This window comes from Streptomyces sp. NPDC037054, assembly GCF_055606745.1.
On record NZ_JBVJSJ010000005.1, the window covers coordinates 15,659 to 34,416 of the forward strand.

Annotated in this window: 18 protein-coding genes; 7 read left to right on the forward strand and 11 right to left on the reverse strand. The window is 70.0% G+C overall.

The features are described from left to right. Window positions 1-42: 42 nt before the first annotated feature. Window positions 43-411: a metal-sensitive transcriptional regulator gene (locus tag ACZ7D7_RS13540; RefSeq protein WP_470824281.1), complete on the reverse strand. Its 369-nt coding sequence runs from the start codon at window positions 409-411 to the stop codon at window positions 43-45. A gap of 239 nt (window positions 412-650) precedes the next feature. Between ACZ7D7_RS13540 and ACZ7D7_RS13545 the strand changes: the two genes are divergently transcribed. Then, window positions 651-1,271 (forward strand): DUF47 domain-containing protein, encoded by a 621-nt coding sequence (locus ACZ7D7_RS13545; protein ID WP_365961710.1) that lies wholly within the window; start codon window positions 651-653, stop codon window positions 1,269-1,271. 7 nt (window positions 1,272-1,278) lie between these two features. Further along, on the forward strand, window positions 1,279-2,277 hold the full coding sequence (locus tag ACZ7D7_RS13550; RefSeq protein ID WP_470824283.1) for an inorganic phosphate transporter: 999 nt from the start codon (window positions 1,279-1,281) through the stop codon (window positions 2,275-2,277). A 271-nt stretch (window positions 2,278-2,548) separates the two neighbouring features. On the opposite strand, the gene pstB is transcribed toward ACZ7D7_RS13550, so the two are convergent. The 8 genes from pstB to mshD all read right to left on the reverse strand — a co-directional run bounded on the left by pstB (window position 2,549) and on the right by mshD (window position 12,117). Beyond that, window positions 2,549-3,325 (reverse strand): phosphate ABC transporter ATP-binding protein PstB, encoded by a 777-nt coding sequence (pstB, locus tag ACZ7D7_RS13555; RefSeq protein WP_470824284.1) that lies wholly within the window; start codon window positions 3,323-3,325, stop codon window positions 2,549-2,551. 55 nt (window positions 3,326-3,380) lie between these two features. Next, entirely contained in the window at window positions 3,381-4,442 is a 1,062-nt protein-coding gene (gene pstA, locus ACZ7D7_RS13560) for a phosphate ABC transporter permease PstA (protein WP_470824285.1), read from the reverse strand. Beyond that, on the reverse strand, window positions 4,439-5,443 hold the full coding sequence (gene pstC / locus ACZ7D7_RS13565) for a phosphate ABC transporter permease subunit PstC (protein WP_470824286.1): 1,005 nt from the start codon (window positions 5,441-5,443) through the stop codon (window positions 4,439-4,441). The genes pstA and pstC overlap by 4 nt, the downstream gene beginning before the upstream one ends. 98 nt (window positions 5,444-5,541) lie before the next feature. Continuing rightward, window positions 5,542-6,672, reverse strand: a complete 1,131-nt coding sequence (pstS, locus tag ACZ7D7_RS13570) for a phosphate ABC transporter substrate-binding protein PstS (RefSeq protein WP_470824287.1) — start codon at window positions 6,670-6,672, stop codon at window positions 5,542-5,544. A 253-nt stretch (window positions 6,673-6,925) separates the two neighbouring features. After that, window positions 6,926-7,348 carry an NUDIX hydrolase gene (locus ACZ7D7_RS13575; protein WP_470824288.1) on the reverse strand — a complete coding sequence of 141 codons (423 nt, stop codon included), beginning with the start codon at window positions 7,346-7,348 and terminating at the stop codon, window positions 6,926-6,928. A 198-nt stretch (window positions 7,349-7,546) separates the two neighbouring features. Then, on the reverse strand, window positions 7,547-8,623 hold the full coding sequence (locus tag ACZ7D7_RS13580) for a CHAD domain-containing protein (protein WP_470824290.1): 1,077 nt from the start codon (window positions 8,621-8,623) through the stop codon (window positions 7,547-7,549). Then, window positions 8,604-10,970 (reverse strand): RNA degradosome polyphosphate kinase, encoded by a 2,367-nt coding sequence (locus ACZ7D7_RS13585; RefSeq protein ID WP_470824291.1) that lies wholly within the window; start codon window positions 10,968-10,970, stop codon window positions 8,604-8,606. The genes ACZ7D7_RS13580 and ACZ7D7_RS13585 overlap by 20 nt, the downstream gene beginning before the upstream one ends. A 220-nt stretch (window positions 10,971-11,190) precedes the next feature. Beyond that, a complete protein-coding gene (gene mshD / locus ACZ7D7_RS13590) occupies window positions 11,191-12,117 on the reverse strand; it encodes a mycothiol synthase (protein WP_470824292.1) in 927 nt (308 codons plus the stop codon). Window positions 12,118-12,263: 146 nt separating this feature from the next. Between mshD and ACZ7D7_RS13595 the strand changes: the two genes are divergently transcribed. Beyond that, window positions 12,264-14,075 (forward strand): bifunctional metallophosphatase/5'-nucleotidase, encoded by a 1,812-nt coding sequence (locus ACZ7D7_RS13595; protein ID WP_470824293.1) that lies wholly within the window; start codon window positions 12,264-12,266, stop codon window positions 14,073-14,075. Between the two features lie 119 nt (window positions 14,076-14,194). Then, on the forward strand, window positions 14,195-15,364 hold the full coding sequence (locus ACZ7D7_RS13600; RefSeq protein WP_470824295.1) for an LmeA family phospholipid-binding protein: 1,170 nt from the start codon (window positions 14,195-14,197) through the stop codon (window positions 15,362-15,364). Window positions 15,365-15,426: 62 nt separating this feature from the next. Here the strand turns inward: ACZ7D7_RS13600 and ACZ7D7_RS13605 are convergent, their stop codons facing one another. Next, window positions 15,427-16,371 carry a hypothetical protein gene (locus ACZ7D7_RS13605; protein ID WP_470824296.1) on the reverse strand — a complete coding sequence of 315 codons (945 nt, stop codon included), beginning with the start codon at window positions 16,369-16,371 and terminating at the stop codon, window positions 15,427-15,429. 41 nt (window positions 16,372-16,412) lie between these two features. Then, a complete protein-coding gene (locus ACZ7D7_RS13610) occupies window positions 16,413-16,694 on the reverse strand; it encodes a hypothetical protein (RefSeq protein ID WP_470824297.1) in 282 nt (93 codons plus the stop codon). 118 nt (window positions 16,695-16,812) lie between these two features. On the opposite strand from ACZ7D7_RS13610, the gene ACZ7D7_RS13615 reads away from it, so the two are divergent. The 3 genes from ACZ7D7_RS13615 to ACZ7D7_RS13625 are packed head-to-tail and all read left to right on the forward strand — an operon-like array spanning window position 16,813 to window position 18,690. After that, on the forward strand, window positions 16,813-17,640 hold the full coding sequence (locus ACZ7D7_RS13615) for a helix-turn-helix domain-containing protein (RefSeq protein WP_470824298.1): 828 nt from the start codon (window positions 16,813-16,815) through the stop codon (window positions 17,638-17,640). Further along, window positions 17,637-17,855, forward strand: a complete 219-nt coding sequence (locus tag ACZ7D7_RS13620; protein ID WP_470824300.1) for a DUF397 domain-containing protein — start codon at window positions 17,637-17,639, stop codon at window positions 17,853-17,855. Before ACZ7D7_RS13615 ends, ACZ7D7_RS13620 begins: the two co-directional genes overlap by 4 nt. Then, window positions 17,845-18,690: an immunity 49 family protein gene (locus tag ACZ7D7_RS13625; RefSeq protein ID WP_470824301.1), complete on the forward strand. Its 846-nt coding sequence runs from the start codon at window positions 17,845-17,847 to the stop codon at window positions 18,688-18,690. Before ACZ7D7_RS13620 ends, ACZ7D7_RS13625 begins: the two co-directional genes overlap by 11 nt. Window positions 18,691-18,758 lie beyond the last annotated feature (68 nt).

An 18,758-nucleotide genomic window follows, 5' to 3' on the forward strand; every position in this document is an offset into this window, starting at 1 on the left:
AAACCGCCCCGCCCGGGATCCGACCGGAAACCGCCTCGGCGCTCAGGAGCGGAGCAGCCGTCCGATCGCCTTGGTCGCCTCTTCCATCTTCGCGTCGACCTCGGTGCCGCCCTTGAGGGCCGCGTCGGCGACGCAGTGGCGCAGGTGCTCCTCCAGCAGTTGCAGCGCGAAGGACTGCAGGGCCTTGGTGGAGGCGGACACCTGGGTGAGTATGTCGATGCAGTAGACGTCCTCGTCGACCATGCGCTGCAGGCCGCGGATCTGGCCCTCGATGCGGCGCAGCCGCTTGAGGTGCTCGTCCTTCTGCTTGTGGTAGCCGTGCAGCCCGCGGTCGTGGTCGGTCACGACGTCCGTTTCGTCCGTTACTTCCGGCGCGGAGGGCGCACCGGCGCCGGCCTCGGTCGTCGTCATCGCGTCCTCCTGGTGAGCGGATGGCGGACATATACCCCTAGTGGGTATATGGTAGCGAACTTCCTGGGTATAGGCCCTTTGGCCAATGCCCCGTGCGGCGGCCGGTCCGAACCGCCCCTGCCGCCCCCGTGCTCATCACTGTGCCTGATGGGCGACACTGGTGGGCGGCCCGATAGCCGTGGCCGGATGATGCGCCTAGCATCAGCCTGACCGAAACCGATGCATCCCGAGGACCCCACGTGCGCTTTCGTCTGACCCCCAGGGAGACGAGCTTCTACGACATGTTCGCCGCGTCCGCGGACAACATCGTCACCGGCTCGAAACTCCTGATGGAACTGCTCGGGGCGGACGCCTCCGCCCGGGCCGAGATCGCAGAGCGTATGCGGGCCGCCGAACACGCGGGTGACGACGCCACGCACGCGATCTTCCACCAGCTGAACTCCTCGTTCATCACGCCGTTCGACCGTGAGGACATCTACAGCCTCGCATCGTCCCTCGACGACATCATGGACTTCATGGAGGAGGCCGTCGACCTCGTCGTCCTCTACAACGTCGAGGAACTGCCGAAGGGCGTCGACCAGCAGATCGAGGTCCTGGCCCGGGCGGCCGAGCTGACGGCCGAGGCGATGCCGAACCTGCGCACCATGGACAACCTCACCGAGTACTGGATCGAGGTCAACCGTCTGGAGAACCAGGCCGACCAGATCCACCGCAAGCTGCTCGCCCACCTCTTCAACGGCAAGTACGACGCGATCGAGGTGCTGAAGCTCAAGCAGATCGTGGACGTGCTGGAGGAGGCGGCGGACGCCTTCGAGCACGTGGCGAACACGGTGGAGACCATCGCCGTCAAGGAGTCCTGACCCGTACATGGACACCTTCGCTCTGGTCGTGACCATCGGGGTCGCGCTCTTCTTCACGTACACCAACGGCTTCCACGATTCGGCGAACGCGATCGCCACGTCCGTGTCCACGCGCGCGCTGACCCCGCGGGCGGCGCTGGCGATGGCCGCGGTCATGAACCTCGTGGGCGCGTTTCTCGGCTCCGGGGTCGCCAAGACCGTCAGTGAGGGGCTGATCCAGACGCCCGAGGGGTCGACGGGGATGGGCATCCTCTTCGCGGCACTCGTGGGCGCGATCACGTGGAACCTCATCACGTGGTACTTCGGCCTGCCGTCCTCCTCCTCGCACGCGCTGTTCGGCGGCATGGTGGGCGCGGCCCTGGCCGGCGGCACGTCCGTGTACTGGCACGGGGTGCTGGAGAAGATCGTCATCCCGATGTTCATCTCCCCCGTCGTCGGTCTGCTCGTCGGCTACCTGGTCATGACGGCGATCATGTGGATCTTCCGGCGGTCCAACCCGCACAAGGCGAAGCGGGGCTTCCGTATCGCGCAGACGGTGTCCGCCGCCGGCATGGCCCTCGGGCACGGCCTCCAGGACGCGCAGAAGACGATGGGCATCGTGGTGATGGCCCTCGTCATCGCCGACGTCGAGGACTACGGGGATCCGATCCCGGTGTGGGTGAAGATCGCGTGCGCCGTGATGCTGTCGCTCGGTACGTATGCCGGTGGGTGGCGGATCATGCGGACGCTGGGGCGGAAGATCATCGAGCTGGACCCGCCGCAGGGGTTCGCGGCGGAGACGACGGGCGCGGCGATCATGTTCACGACGGCGTTCATCTTCAAGGCGCCGATCTCGACGACGCACGTCATCACGTCGGCGATCATGGGTGTCGGGGCGACGAAGCGGTTGAACGCCGTGCGCTGGGGGGTCGCCAAGAACATCATCCTCGGCTGGTTCATCACGATGCCGGCGGCGGCGTTGGTCGCGGCGGTGTCCTTCTGGATCGTGAACCTGGCGTTCCTGTAACGCGGGGGCGCACGCTGCCCGTGGCGGGAAGGGTGGCGGGGGGTGTCCGCCCGCAGCGGACGGCGCGTCAACGGAGCCGAGCCTCTTGAGACACCTGGCCCGCGCCGTTCCGAGGACGGACACCCGCCGGCGCGGCGTCGACGGACCCCGTCCAACCGTCGGAGACACGCCGCGGGCCCGCCCCCGGGAGCCAGGGGCGGGCCCTTTGCCTCGCGGTGGCACCGCCATGCAGCACCGCGAGGGGTCTCGGCAGACCGGCTGTGCCGTCCGCTCAGCCGAAGCGGCCGGAGATGTAGTCCTCCGTGGCCTGGACCGACGGGTTGGAGAAGATCCGCTCCGTGTCGTCGATCTCGATCAGCTTGCCCGGCTGCCCCACGGCCGCCAGGTTGAAGAACGCCGTCCGGTCGGAGACACGCGCCGCCTGCTGCATGTTGTGCGTCACGATGACGATCGTGAAGCGCTCCTTCAGCTCACCGATCAGGTCCTCGATGGCGAGGGTGGAGATCGGGTCGAGGGCGGAGCAGGGCTCGTCCATGAGCAGGACGTTCGGCTCGACCGCGATCGCCCGCGCGATGCACAGACGCTGCTGCTGGCCGCCGGAGAGGCCCGACCCCGGCTTGTTGAGGCGGTCCTTCACCTCGTTCCAGAGGTTCGCGCCGCGCAGCGACTTCTCGACGACGTCGTCCAGCTCGGACTTCTTGTACTTGCCGTTCAGCCGCAGGCCCGCCGCCACGTTGTCGTAGACCGACATCGTCGGGAACGGGTTCGGCCGCTGGAAGACCATGCCGACCTCGCGCCGCACCGCGACGGGGTCGATCCCGGCGCCGTACAGGTTCTCGTCGTCGAGCATGACCTTGCCCTCGACGCGCCCGCCCGGCGTGACTTCGTGCATGCGGTTCAGGGTCCGCAGGAAGGTGGACTTGCCGCAGCCGGACGGGCCGATGAAGGCCGTCACGGAGCGGGGCTCGATCGTCATCGAGATGTCCTCGATGGCGAGGAACGAGCTGTAGTAGGCGTTGAGGCCGCTGACATCAATGCGCTTGGCCATGGTGAATCACTGCTTCTTTCGAGTCCGAGTCGCTGACTGTTCGTCCGAGGCCGCGTCAGCGACCGGTCTTCGGGGCCTTCCAGCGGGCGATGCCGCGGGCCACGAGGTTGAGGATCATGATGAAGGCGATGAGCGTCAGTGCCGCCGCCCAGGCACGGTCGTAGGCCGCACCCGAGCCACCGCTGTTCGCGTACTGGAGGTAGATGTACATCGGCAGCGAGGCCTGCGGGTCGGAGAAGGGGTTCGCGTTGATGAAGTTGGTACCCCAGACCAGCAACAGTACGGGCGCGGTCTCGCCGGTGATGCGGGCGATGGCGAGCATCACACCGGTGGTGATGCCGCCGATCGACGTCGGCAGGACCACCTTCAGGATGGTGCGCCACTTCGGCACGCCCAGCGCCAGCGACGCCTCGCGCAGCTCGTTCGGGACGAGCTTGAGCATCTCCTCGGTCGAGCGGACGACCACCGGGATCATCAGGATGGACAGGGCGAGCGAGCCGGCGAAGCCGGAGTAGCCCATGCCCAGGATCACGATCCACAGGCTGAGGATGAACAGACCGGCGACGATCGACGGGATGCCCGTCATGACGTCGACGAAGAAGGTGACGGCCTTGGCGAGCTTGCCGCGCCCGTACTCGACGAGGTAGATCGCGGTGAGCACGCCGACCGGGACGGAGATCAGGGTGGCGAGGCCGACCTGCTCCAGGGTGCCGAGCAGCGCGTGGTAGACACCGCCGCCGGGCTCGGTGTCGGCGACGACGCCCATCGAGTGGGTGAGGAAGTAGCCGTCGAGGACCTTCACGCCCTGCTCGACGGTCTCCCAGATCAGCGAGGCCAGCGGCACGACGGCGATGATGAACGCGACCCAGACCAGGCTGGTCGCGATGCGGTCCTTGGCCTGCCGGGTGCCCTCGACGGACGCGGAGATCGCGTACGTGCCGACGACGAAGGCGAGTGCGGCGATCAGGCCCCACTGGATGTTGCTGTGCAGCCCGGCGGCGCTGGAGATGCCGAGGCCGACGCCGACGGAGCCCAGGGCGACCGCCCAGGGGAACCACTTGGGCAGCGTCGCGCCGCGCAGGGAGCTGCGCTTTTCGGTGACGGTTGCGTTGCTCATGCGTTGGCCCCCGAGTACTCCTTGCGGCGGGCGATGATCAGGCGGGCCGCGCCGTTGACCAGCAGGGTGATGACGAAGAGCACCAGACCGGACGCGATCAGGGCATCCCGGCCCATGGTGGTGGCCTCGTTGAACTTGCTGGCGATGTTCTGGGCGAAGGTGCCGCCGCCCGGGTCGAGCAGGCTGGCGGTGATGTCGAAGCTCGGGGAGAGGACCATCGCGACGGCCATCGTCTCGCCGAGGGCGCGGCCGAGGCCGAGCATCGAGGCGGAGATGACGCCGGAGCGGCCGAACGGCAGCACGGACATGCGGATGACCTCCCAGCGCGTGGCGCCGAGAGCCAGGGCCGCCTCCTCGTGCATCTGCGGGACCTGCCGGAAGACCTCGCGGCTCACGTTGGTGATGATCGGCAGGATCATGATCGCGAGCAGGATGCCGACGGTGAACAGCGAGCGGGGCGCGCCGCCGTTCCACTGGAGGACGCCGGTCCAGCCGAGGTACTCGTCCATCCAGCCGTAGAGGCCGTTCAGGTTCGGGACCAGGACGAGGGCGCCCCACAGGCCGTAGACGATGGACGGCACGGCGGCGAGCAGGTCAATGACGTAGCCGATGGTGCCGCCCAGCTTGCGCGGGGCGTAGTGCGTGATGAACAGCGCGATGGCGACGGCGATCGGGACCGCGATGACCATGGCGATGATCGACGACACGATGGTGCCGAAGACCAGGACCGCGATGCCGAACTCGGGCGGGATCCCGCTGGGGTTCCACTCGAAGGTGGTGAAGAAGTTGGCCTCGTCCTTGCCGATGGCGAGGACGGCCCGGTAGGTCAGGAAGGCCGCGATGGCGGCCATGATCACCAGGACCAGGATGCCGGACCCGCGGGAGAGACCGAGGAAGATCCGGTCACCGGGGCGGGTGGCACCGCGCTCGGCGCGCTTCTGCGCGGCGGGGCCGGGCTGTACGGGCGGGGGTGCGGTTGGGTTCTGTGTCGATATGTCCATTGAGTTCTCCGGTCTGCGGAGTCACGCGGTCGCGCGCTCCTGGCGGCGGTGCACCGGACGGTGCGGCCCGGCCCCGGAGGGCCGGACCGCAACTCAGGTCAGCTCAGGCCCGAGATGGTCTCGCGGACCTTGGTGATGATCTCGGTCGGCATCGGGGCGTAGCCGGCGTCGGCCAGCAGGTTCTGGCCGTCCTCGGACGCCATGTAGTTCAGGAAGGACTTGGTGGCGGGCAGGGTGTCCGCCTTGTTGCCCTTGTCGCAGACGATCTCGTACGTGACGAGGACGATCGGGTAGGCACCGTCGGCGGACGGCGTGTAGTCGAGCTCCAGCGCCAGGTCCTTGCCGGTGCCGACGACCTTCGCGGCGCCGATGGCGGCGGTCGCGTTCTCGACCGTGGCCTTGACGGGCTCGGCGGCCTCGGTCTTGATGTCGACCGTCTTGATGCCGTCCTTGGCGTAGGAGAGCTCGAAGTAGCCGATCGCGCCGGAGGTGGCCTTGACCTGCTGCGCCAGGCCGGAGGAGCCGTTGGCCGACTGGCCGCCCGCGCCCTTCCACGCCTTCTCGGGCTCGTACTTCCAGTCCTTCGGCGCGGCGGCCTTCAGGTACTTGGTGAAGTTGTCCGTGGTGCCGGACTCGTCGGAGCGGTGGAAGGCCTGGATCTGCAGGTCGGGAAGCTTCGCCTCGGGGTTCAGCTTCGCGATCGCCGGGTCGTTCCACTTCTTGATCTTGCTGTCGAAGATCTTGGCGAGCGTGGCGGCGTCCAGGTTGAGCGCGTCGACGCCCGGGACGTTGAAGCCGACCGCGATCGGGCCGCCGACCATCGGCAGGTCGATGCCCTGGCCGCCCTTGCAGACCTTCTTGGAGGCCGTGATCTCCTCCGGGTCCAGCGCGGAGTCCGAACCGGCGAAGGCGGTCTGGCCCTGGGTGAACGCGGTGATGCCGGCGCCCGAACCGTCAGGACGGTAGTTGACCTGCACGTCCTTGCAGCTGGCCGTGTACTGCTTGATCCAGGCGTCGATCGCGTTCTTCTGGGCGGAGGAGCCGGAGGCCTGGAGCTGGCCCTTGGCGTCGCCGCAGTCGATGTTGCCGGCCTGAGTGGTTTCCGAGGAACCGCCACCGCCGGTGTTGCCGCCGGTGTCGTCGGAGCCGCACGCCGTGAGGGCCAGGGCGCCGGAGACGGCGAGAGCACCGAGAGCGAGGGCCCGCCGGTTCTTGCGCTGAAGCTTCACTTGAGGGAGTTCCTTCCAGGAGCCGCCGTCCTGATTCGGCGGCGTGCGAAGTCTGTTTGATGCGGACGCGTGGGCGAGGGATTACGCGGCACGGCTCGCATCGGCTAAGGCCGAAATTAGGCAGAACAGGTGAAGCCGCCGATGGCCGTAAATGAACGCGGGGTGAACCCCTGTGGTCGGTGCGGTGAGGTAACGGAACGCTTACGTCGAGGACACGGAGTGATTCCGCTCTCCGGGGCCCACGCGACAGGCCCTAGCCCAGCCGCAGGGCTTCCAGCAGCGCGTCGACGAGGTCCCGGTCGTGGGGCTGCGTGAGGCGCGTCTTCGCAGGTCCGGGTGCCAGCCACAGGACGCGGTCGACCTCGTCGGACGGCAGGAAGGAACCGGCGACGGCCTCGGCCGCCCAGTAGCGCACCTGCTTGGGCCGCCCGTTCGCCAGATACCGCACCGTGGGCAGCGCCGCGCCCGGCGCGGCGACGTGCCCCGTCTCCTCCTCGACCTCCCGCAGTGCGCCGGCGAGCGGATCCTCGTCGCGCTTCAGCTTTCCCTTGGGGTGCGACCAGTCGTCGTATTTCGGCCGGTGCACGAGGCAGATCTCCAGCGCGCCGTCCAGTGGGGAGCGGCGCCACAGGACGCAGCCGGCCGCCTGAACGGTGCCGTTGTCGGAATCGCTCACCGAGCGCTCACCGCCTTCGGGATTGCTGTCGTCCTCCGCCGCCTTCCGGCGACCGCCTGATTCCGGCCACGGCCGGTCGGCCCGGTTGCGTCCGGCCGGCATGGTTACGCCTGGCCGGTCCGGCCACGCCCGGTCGGCCCTGCCACGCCCGGCCGGCCCGGTTGCGTCCCGCCGGCCCGGCCACGCCCGGCGGTCCCGCTACGGCGTGCCCACCGCCGCCTTCTCCCAGCAGCGCTGGAACGCGTACCGCGCCGCCTCCACCTCGTGCCGCTGATCGGCGTGGAGCACGCCGAGCGCGTACGCCGTCGCCGGGGCGATCCGCGGCGTGCGGGCCGCCTGCGCCGCGGCCGCCGCCGCCTCCGAGGCGTCGCGGTGCCGGTCCAGGGCCTGCCCGGCGGTCAGCAGCCGCACGTCCACGGGCGCCTCCTCGCCGTACTCGCCGTGCAGCACCTCGCGCGCGTACCGGTGCAGGCGCAGCAGCAGACGGACCTGGTGCCAGGGCGCGTCCTGCGGGTGCGGGGCCGTGTCCGGGGACAGGCCGTGGATCAGCGCCTCCGAGTTGTACGGGCTGCCCGCGGTGACCAGCGGCAGCGCCGCGACCGCCGCGGCCAGCCGCTCCTCGGCCGCCTCGGCCGCCGGACCCAGCTCCGCGGTCGCCCCCGTCTTCGCGAGCGGGACCTCGCTGGCCAGGACGGCGACCTTGTCGGCGACCGCGTGGAAGCGGCTGCTGCCGAGGGCCTGGAGGGCGGTGGAGTGGGCGCGGGTCCGGGCCAGGGTCAGCTGGCGTTCGAGGAGGGCGCCCGCCTTGGCGGCGCCGACCGTGAGGTTGCTGCGTTCGGTGCCGGCCGACGGGTGTCGCGGGCCGGCGCCGCCGGGTCCCGCCGCCGCGGGCCCCTGCGCCGGCAGCACGGCCGCTCCCGACAGGCGGTGCAGGGCCTGCAGCAGCCGTTCGAGGCGGGACGCGTACGCGTGCTCCAGGGCCAGCGTGCCCGACACCCAGGCCAGTTCCGGGCGCATCGTCTCCGCCCAGTCGGCGTCGAGGAGCGCCTGGAAGGTGTGCAGGCTGCCGCTGATCCGGCGGGCCGAGCGGCGCAGCGCCCGGGCCGCGTCGACGGAACCCTCCGAGCCGCCCGCCGCGGCCGACCCCCCGCTCTCCCGGTGCAGGCGCAGCGCGCGCAGGAACTCCGTGGCCTGGCAGCGCAGGTAGCCCGCGAGGGCGTCCCCGGTCACCGGCGGGGCCGGGGGTTCCGTCGGGTCAAGGTGTTGCTTTGCCACGCCGGCGCCTCCGGGCGTCTATGAGCATCTCCTGGATGTTGCGCAGCGGCACGCCGTCCGCGTCCGTCGCGTGCCGGGTCCAGTCGCCGTCCGGGCCGAGGTGCCACGACGCGGTCGTGTCGGACATCCCGGTCTCCAGCAGGCGGCTGAGGGCCGCCCGGTGCGCGGGGTCGGTGACCCGGACCAGTGCCTCGATACGGCGGTCGAGGTTGCGGTGCATCATGTCGGCGCTGCCGAGCCACACCTCCGGCTCGCCGCCGTTGCCGAAGGCGAAGACGCGGGAGTGCTCCAGGAAGCGGCCGAGCACGGAACGGACCCTGATGTTCTCCGACAGGCCCGCGACGCCCGGGCGCAGCGCGCAGATGCCGCGCACCCACACGTCCACCGGCACGCCCGCCTGGGACGCGCGGTACAGGGCGTCGATGATGGCCTCGTCGACCATCGAGTTGACCTTGACGCGGACGTACGCGGGGCGTCCGGCACGGTGGTGCTGGACCTCCTTGTTGATCCGCGAGATCAGTCCGTCGCGCAGGGACTTGGGGGCGACCAGCAGCCGGCGGTACGTCTCGCGGCGCGAGTAGCCCGACAGCCGGTTGAACAGGTCGGACAGGTCCGCGCCGACCTGCGGGTCGGCGGTGAGCAGGCCGAGGTCCTCGTAGAGGCGGGCCGTCTTCGGGTGGTAGTTGCCGGTGCCGACGTGGCTGTAGCGCCGCAGCGTCTCGCCCTCCTGGCGGACCACCAGGGACAGCTTGCAGTGCGTCTTCAGGCCGACGAGGCCGTAGACGACGTGGCAGCCGGCCTCCTCCAGCTTGCGCGCCCACTTGATGTTGGCGTGCTCGTCGAAACGGGCCTTGATCTCGACCAGGACGAGGACCTGCTTGCCGGACTCGGCGGCGTCGATGAGCGCGTCGACTATCGGGGAGTCGCCCGAGGTCCGGTACAGGGTCTGCTTGATCGCCAGCACGTCCGGGTCGCCGGCCGCCTGCTCCAGGAAGGCCTGAACGGACGTCGAGAACGAGTCGTAGGGGTGGTGCAGCAGCACGTCACGGCTGCGCAGCGCGGCGAAGATGTCCGGCGCGGACGCCGACTCGACCTCGGCGAGGTCCCGGTGGGTGCCGGCGATGAACTTGGGGTACTTCAGCTCCGGCCGGTCGAGGCTGTGGATGCGGAAGAGACCCGTGAGGTCCAGGGGGCCCGGCAGCGGGTACACCTCGGCCTCGCTGATCTTCAGCTCCCGCACCAGCAGGTCCAGCACCTCGCGGTCGATGGACTCCTCGACCTCCAGGCGCACCGGCGGCCCGAAGCGGCGCCGCATGAGCTCCTTCTCCAGGGCCTGGAGCAGGTTCTCCGCGTCGTCCTCCTCGACCTCCAGGTCCTCGTTCCGGGTGAGGCGGAAGGCGTGGTGCTCCAGCACCTCCATGCCCGGGAACAGCTCCTCCAGGTGAGCCGCGATGACGTCCTCGATGGGGACGTACCGGCCCGGGGAGGCCTCCAGGAAGCGGGACAGCAGCGGTGGCACCTTCACGCGCGCGAAGTGCCGGTGCCCGGTGACGGGGTTGCGGACGACGACCGCGAGGTTCAGCGACAGGCCCGAGATGTACGGGAAGGGGTGCGCGGGGTCGACGGCCAGCGGCGTCAGCACGGGGAAGATCTGGTGCCGGAACAGCGTGAACAGCCGCGCCTGCTCCTTCTCCGCCAGCTCGTTCCAGCGGACCAGGTGGATGCCCTCCTCGGCGAGGGCGGGGGCCACGTCCTCGTGGAAGCACGCGGCGTGCCGGGCCATGATCTCCCGCGAGCGGGCCCAGATCATCTCCAGGACCTCGCGCGGCTGGAGGCCGGAGGCGGAGCGGGTGGCCACACCCGTGGCGATACGGCGCTTCAGGCCCGCCACCCGGACCATGAAGAACTCGTCCAGGTTGCTGGCGAAGATCGCGAGGAAGTTGGCGCGCTCCAGCAGGGGCGTGTTCGGGTCCTCGGCGAGTTCGAGGACGCGCTCGTTGAACGCGAGCCAACTGCGCTCCCGGTCCAGGAACCGGCCCGTCGGCAGCGGGACACCGTCCGACGGCGACTCCTCGTAGCCGTCGAGGTCGGCGTCGATGTCGGGTTCCAGGTCGGAGACCGTGGCCGCCACGGTGTGCGGGCGGTGCGCGGCTATGGAGCCCACGGAGGGCTGCGCGTGCTGGACCTGTGCCTGGGTGTTCGGCTGGCTCATGGACCCATTGTTCCGCGCGTGGGGCGTCACGGGCGCGTCGGAACGCGCGCGTGGGAGCGCGGCGGCGATCCGGAGGTCCCCGTTTCGCGCGTTCCCCTCGGGAGGCGGCGAAGGCTCTGGCACGGCGGGCGTCATTCGCCGAGCCTCGCAAGTCCGTCTGAATCGATGGTTACGGCGACATGACGTGCGGGATAGCGGGGGGCGGCTCGCGGGGGTCCTGTGACGTGGGGGAGAGGTGGTGGAACAGGGGGCCGGGCCCCTCCCCAGGGTCTCTGGTTGAAGGGTGTGTGGAGAAGGTGTGGAGCCCCCCCCCGGGGGGCCAGCCGTCGGTCCCCCGGCGCGCGGTCGTCCTCCGTCACGTCTCCGTGCGGTACATGAGGTCCGTCTCGTACGTCGTGAATCCGAGTCGCTCATACACGGACACGGCGGCCTTGTTGTCGGCGTCGACGTACAACATGGCCGTGGGCAGGCCCTGGGCCGCGAGGTGGCGCAGGCCGATCGTGGTGAGGGACTTGCCGAGGCCGGTGCCCTGGGCCGCGGGGCTCACGCCGAGGACGTACACCTCGCCGAGCCGTTCCTGCGCGTGCACCTTCGTCCAGTGGAAGCCGACCAGCTCGCCGCCCCGTTCGGCGAGGAAGAACCCAGCGGGGTCGAACCACGGTTCGGCCTTGCGGTCGTCCAGGTCGCGTTGGGTGAGGGAGCCCTGCTCGGGGTGGTGGGCGAAGGCGGCGGCGTTCAGCGCGAGCCAGGCGGCGTCGTCCTGACCGGGGACGAAGGTGCGGACGGTGACGCCCTCGGGCAGTGCCGGCTCGGGCGCGTCGAACCCGGCCAGCGGGCGGCGCATTTGACGCAGTTCGCGGAACAGGGTGAGGCCGAGGACCTGCGAGAGGTGCCGGGCGGCGGAGTGGCCGCCGTGCGCCCAGACCCGCAGCCGCTTGCCGGAGGCGGCGAGGAGCGCCGAGCCGAGCGCGCGACCGTGACCCCGGCCGCGGTGCGAGGGGTGGACGACGAGTTCGGCGGCGGGCGGCTCCACCGGGTCGGTGTCCTCCAGCTGGGCGTACCCGACGAGCTCGTCGCCGGACAGGGCCAGCAGGTGGGCGACGCCCTCGCGTTCGCCGCCGCGCAGCTGGAGCCGTCCCTGCTCGGACACCGCCTGCTGGCCGTCGTGCCGGGCGGCTTCGGCGAGGAGGGCGAGGACGGCGTCGGTCTGCTCCGGGGAGAGCGCGGCGCAGGTCTCGATCGAGCGGGCGCCGCCGGGCTGTGCGATGTCGTCGCTGGTCATGCGTACGAGGGTAAGGGCAGGCGTGCCCGAAGTGTCGGCAAAGAAGCAACCAGGATGTAACCACGAAGGACCTGTCGCGCTACGCGCGTTGACCTTAGGCTGCGCCGGACGGGGCCCACATTCCCAGCACATCCACAGGGGGGCGTATGCCAACCACATCTCAGGCGCACTCGCGCCGCAGACGCCGTACGTACCGTCTGATCGCGGCGGCGGCCGGCCTCGCCACGGCCGGCGCGCTGGCCGCGGCGCTGCCCGGCTCGGCGAGCGCGGACGACAGCGGGCGGGCGAGCAGCCAGCAGACCGGCCGCTACCAGGACGTACAGCTGCTGTCCTTCAACGACCTGCACGGCAACCTGGAGCCGCCGTCCGGTTCCTCCGGCCGGGTCACCGAACTCCAGGCCGACGGCACGACGAAGACGGTCGACGCGGGCGGCGTGGAGTACCTCGCCACGCACCTGCGCGGTGCGCGCCAGGGCAACCCGTACTCCATCACCGCCGCCGGTGGCGACATGGTCGGCGCCTCGCCGCTGATCTCGGGCCTGTTCCACGACGAGCCCACCATCGAGGCGCTGAACAAGCTCGACCTCGACGTGACGTCCGTCGGCAACCACGAGTTCGACGAGGGTGCCCGTGAGCTGGCGCGCCTCCAGCGGGGCGGCTGCCACCCCACCGAGGGCTGCTACACGGACGAGGGGTTCGCGGGCGCCGACTTCCCGTACCTCGCGGCGAACGTCCTCGACGAGAAGACCGGCAAGCCGATCCTCAAGCCGTACTGGGTGTGGAAGAAGAAGGACGTCAAGGTCGGCTTCATCGGTGTGACGCTGGAGGCCACCCCGGCCATCGTGTCCGCCGAGGGCGTCAAGGGCCTCACGTTCAAGGACGAGGTCGAGACGATCAACAAGTACGCCAAGGAGCTGCAGAAGCAGGGCGTGAAGTCGATCGTGGCGCTCATCCACGAGGGCGGCTTCCCGGCCTCCTCCGCGTACAACTACGACTGCGACTCGCCGGGTGCCGGCGACGGGGTCTCCGGCCCGATCGTCGACATCGCGAAGAACATCACGCCGCAGGTCGACGCGCTGGTCACCGGCCACACGCACAGCCCGTACGTGTGCACCATCAACGACCCGGCGGGCAAGCCCCGCATGGTCACCTCGGCCGCGTCCTTCGGGCGTCTCTACACCGACACGACGCTGACGTACGACCGGTGGACGGGTGACATCGCCCGTACCGCGGTGAAGTCGGCGAACCACGTGGTCACCCGGGACGTCCCCAAGGCGCCCGACATGACCGAGCTGATCAGCAAGTGGAACGCGCTCGCCGCCCCGATCGGCAACCGCGCCATCGGGTACATTTCGGGCGACATCGGCAACACCGGTACGGAGTCCCCGCTCGGCGACCTGATCGCGGACGCGCAGCTCGCCCACGGCAAGGAACTCGACCCGGAGACCGACCTGGCGCTGATGAACCCGGGCGGCATCCGCGCGCCCCTCACCTACGCGGCCAAGGCCGGTGAGGGCGACGGTGTGGTGACGTACGCGGAGGGCTTCACGGTGCAGCCGTTCGCGAACACGGTGAACCTCCAGGACTTCACGGGCGCGCAGCTGATCCAGGTGCTCAAGGAGCAGGTGAGCGGCGCGAACGAGGCGTCCCCGAAGATCCTCCAGGTCTCGTCGGGCCTCACCTACACGCTGGACCTGACGAAGACGGGCGCGGACCGTGTCGTCACCGACTCCATCAAGCTGGGCGGGGCGCCGATCGACCCGGCGGCCACGTACCGCGTCGCGACGAACAGCTTCCTCGCGGGCGGCGGCGACGGCTTTGCCACGCTGGGCCAGGGCACGAACGACCTCGTGGGCCTGGACGACCTGGCCGCGCTGGAGAAGTACCTGATGGCGAACTCCTCGGCGTCGAACCCGATCGCGCCGCCGGCGGCGAACCGCATCACGATCGTGAAGTGAGGCGGGTGCGCGAGCCGTTGAAGCGGTGGAAGTAGACCGTTGAAACGGTTTGCGTGAGGTAAGTCGCATACCTCGGGTAGAGGTTGCGGGTGGGGGCGGTACGCGGGTCGGATTGATCGATGCGTACCCCCCACCACACAGTGACGCATCATCCACTGGGCACTCCCGACGACCTCGGGACCGCCCCGCACCCGGACACCGAGGAGGACGACGAGCCCTGGAGCCCGCCCAACCACCGTCGCGGCAGCCGTCGCAGGCGGCGCGGGCTCCTCGCGGGACTGCCGTTCGCGGCGAAGGCGGTGGTGGGCCTGATGGTCCTCACCGCCTTCCTCACTCTCGCCGACCGATGGGCCCTGCTCTACGCCGAACACCGGGCCGCGGACGCCCTCAAGGACCGCCTCCACCTGTCAGCGGCCCCCGAGGTCGACATCTCCGGCTTCCCCTTCCTCACCCAGGTCGCCGACGAACGGCTGGACTCCCTGCGGGTCACCGTCCCGGACGTGGCCGCGGACCGGGTCTCCCTGGCGACGGTCTCGGCGACGGCCCACGACGTACGGCTGGACACCGACGGCCCGACCCGCGTCCGCGGCGCGGGCATACCCGAACTGACCGGCGACGTCCTGCTGTCCTTCGACGACCTGAACCGCGAACTGGGCGCGTCCCAGGTCACGTTCACGGCCGACGGGCCCGACCGGGTCGTCGCCCGCGGCACGCTGCCCGTCGCCGGACAGTCACTGCGGCTGCGCGCCGAGGCGAGCATCCGGCGGGACGGCGAGCGGGGCATCGCCACGCGGGTCGGCGGCATGCGCCTGGACATCGGCGACCTCGCGACGTACCGCCCGGGCGGCGGCCCCACCGAGGGACTGCACCTGAAGGCGGGCGCGGCGCAGCAGATCGCCCGCGGCAAGCGCACGGCCCGCGCCCTTCTGTCGGTCCCGGCGCTGGTACGGCGGCTCGGGGTGTCCGACGCGACGATCCGCGCGGCCCTGCGCGACGACTCCGAGCTGGCGAAACTCACCGGCTCTCCGCGCTTCGTCCGCCAGGCGCTGAGGCTCAACCTCCTGGACCTGGCGGCCGACCACCCCGAACTCCTCGCCAAGGTGGGCCTGACCGCCGGCCTCCTCACCGGCCTGACCCACCTCACCCGCCCCGTCCTGGCCGACCGCCTCTCCCTCGGCTTCACCCTCCCGGAACCGCCGAGCGGTGACCTGCGGTTGCGGGACGTACGGGTGGAGCGGGACGGGGTCAGGGTGCGGGTGACGGGAACCGACGTGCACGTCGGGACGTGAACCCCGCCGACGGCACGCCGACGGCACGCCGACGGTCGGCTGACGGTCGGCCGACGACCGGTTCAGTTGAGACTGCCCTCGAAACCGCTGTAGATCTCGGTGGCCTCGCAGAAGGCGACACCGAGGTGTTCGGCGGTGCCGAGGGCCTCGTCCAGCTTGCGCAGATCGACGTCGTCGCACTCCAGACGCGCCCGCTCCTGGGCCAGATGGGCCCGCGCCTTGGGCACGTCGGGCGCGGGCACGAACCCGCCCACCGAGTAGTTGGCGACGATGGTGTCCGGCAGGACGGGCCAGTCGAGCGCGGGGAACTGCTCACGCAGCAGCCCGGTCAGGGCCCCGGCGTCGGTGAACCCCTCGTCCGGCACCCCGGCGTCGGAGCACAGCCGGGTCGGCCAGGTGTAACCGCGCGACATCCAGCCGGGCAGCAGGGCGGCCGCGAAAGTGAGCAGGTTGAACGGCACTTCCTGGGCGAGGAGCTGCGCGGCGTCGAACTCCCGGTCGCCCCGGGGATGCTGCACGGTCCGCCGACCGGCCCGCACGGCGAGCGCGGCACCGCGCAGAATCCGCAGCGCCTGGGTGAGGTTGGCGGCGAGCTCGGCGTCGTCCGGCAGCCGCCCACCGGAGTCGGGCACGACCCGCCCGGCCAACGAGGCATCGATCCGCCCGATCATCTCGGCCGCGATCGCGTCCACGGCGTCGAGGTCCTCGGCGGCCAGATACCGCTGCATGCCCTCGACGACGTCGCCGACCCCGTCACCCACGATGAAGAACGGCCGCCCCCACACATGCAGCCAGGCGTCGAACCCGCTGTCACCGGCATCGCCGCGCAGCGCCTCCTGCACCCCGAGCGCCCACGCCTTGGCCCGAAACCGCGTCTTCCGTATCGCGACGGCCCGCCGCGCCAGATCATCGATGCCGTCGTCACCCCCGTGCCCCGCGAGATACGGCAGCAGCCGCGTCTCGACCAGGCGCATGTCGACGGGGTGATAGCTCGTGTCAAAACCCATGACGGCAGCCTACGAACCACCACTGACACGGGCAGGCGCCGTCACGGTGACGACACACGGTCCCCACGACTGACGGCGACCCGCAACACGTCCTCCAGCGACTCCACGGTCCGGGTGAGCGCGAACCGCAGGGCCCGCTCACCGGCCGCCCGGTCGGCGAGCACGGCACGGGCGCCCCCGAGCACGCCCTGACCCGATCGGATGTGCGCCTCCTCAATGTCGTCGGCGAGCCGAGAGATCACCCCACGGTCACCGTCGGACTTGAGGTAACAGGGCTTGCCGTCCGGGGTGGTCCACGGCAGAAGACGAAGGGGACTGCTCACGAGGGCTCCTCACTGGGGGTGACTGATGACTGTTCGCGCCCTGATCGTCACGCCCCGTGCCTACGCTGCGGAAGGGGGTTCGCGTTGACTGCGCCCCGGGGCAACGAGGAGGGCGGACGTGGACAAACCGGTCGACGGCGCGAGGGAGTCGGGACGCGCGGTACTGGGCCGCACGCTGCGGTACCTGAGGGAGAAGGCGGGCAAGTCCCTGGGCCAACTGGCCGAGGACACCGGTTACGACAAGAGCTACCTGTGCCGGCTGGAGTCGGGGGAGCGGTTGTCCAAGGTGACGGTGATGGAGGATTTGGACAGCTATTACGGAGCGGATGACCTGCTGGTCGGGCTGTGGAGGCTGGCGCGGTACGACGCGTTCAAGGACAAGTACCGGGAGTACATGCGGCTCGAGACCGCAGCCCGGGTCATGCGTGTCTACACGCCGGACGTGCCAGGGCTGCTGCAGACGGAGGACTTCGCCCGCGAGGTGTTGTCCGGCCCGCAGGCAACGGACCTGGACACCGAGGCGGTTGAGGAGCAGGTGGCCGCGCGCATGGGGCGACAGTTGCTGCTTTGCCGAGACCCGCGTCCCAACGTCCGCTTCATCATTGACGAACTCGCCTTCCGGCGCCCGTCGGCCACAGCCGAGACCTGGATCGGACAACTGCGCCACATCGAGAGCGTCGCGGATTGGCCTCATGTCGTCGTCCAAGTGCTGCCGTTCTCGGCGGGCGTTCACCAACTCATGGGCAAGGGGTCGCTGACCCTTCTGTGGCAGGCGGACGGAAGTGCCGTGGCCTACACCGAGGGGGACAGCAGCGGTCTCCTGATGGACGATCCGGCGGACGCACTTCGGTACAGCTTGTCCTACGATCGGCTTCGGGATCTGGCACTGACCCCGTCCGACTCGCTGACGTTCATCAGGGACGTACTGGAGGAGCAGCCGTCATGAAGCACACCACCGACCTCAGCGGTGCGGCATGGCGAAAGTCGAGCTACAGCGATGGCGGGGCCAACAACTGCGTGGAAGTAGCCGTAGGCCATCCCACCGTCGTCCCCGTCCGTGACAGCAAACTGACGGACGGTCCGGTGATCGTATTCGGCGCGGCGGCCTGGGGCTCGTTCCTGACGTCGACGTGGGAAAACCCTGGTTACAGTGCGCGTTGAGCGGCACGCGATCACGCCGGATGCCGAAGCGCGGCAGTTGTCGGCCGATCTACAGAAGAGTCTCCTCAGGGGTATCGACCGTCTTGAGCGATCAACCGCGGTGATTGATTCGACGTTCAATACCGCCCTTTTGCATCTCCGTGTGCGGTCCCTTGTCGATCCGTCGGCGGCCAAGGTGGAGACCTGGGATGCGGCCGTCAACGCCATGCAGATGGGTTCGGCGTTCTTCGCGGCGACGGGAGCGAGTGAAGGCACCGTCGAGTGCCACATCAATCGCAAGGTCCGCACCATCCCCGAGATCGGCACGCTTCCGACTGCCAATGCGGGTGCGTGGCTCTCTGCGTTCTGGTTGGCGGTGATCTGCCGGGAGCCTGACCGGATGACGCAGTTGTGCGAGATTCCGGTGGACAGGCTGCGGGTGACCGAGGGGATCGTCGACGAGTACATCTACCTCTGGGTCGACACCCTCCAGACCTACTGGCTCCGGCGCCCCGGCCTCGTCGAGAAGCTCACCGCCACTCTCAACGCCTCTCACCCCGACGTGGCCACGGTCGCCCCGCGTGACCTTCTCGACGGAGTTCTGTATCCGCCGATCAACCTCTTCTACCGCTTCGTCCGCTGGGACGTGGAGGGGTTCAGCCCGGCCCTGGAGGAGGCGTTGCACCTGTATCAGGCTTACTGGACAGCGACGGAGGAGCGTCGCTCCGACGTTGACGGTGCTCTGCCCCTCGGCCCCCTCGCCATCGCCTGCTGGGCCTACGACGACAAGTTTCCGATCAACGTCGAGTCCGAGTACCTCCCCAAGCACCTTCTCCAGCACGACTGGCTCGGCTAGCGCCCCACCGTCGTCCCCGTCCGCGTCAGCAAACTGACCGACGGCTCGGTGCCGGCATGCGGCGTGGC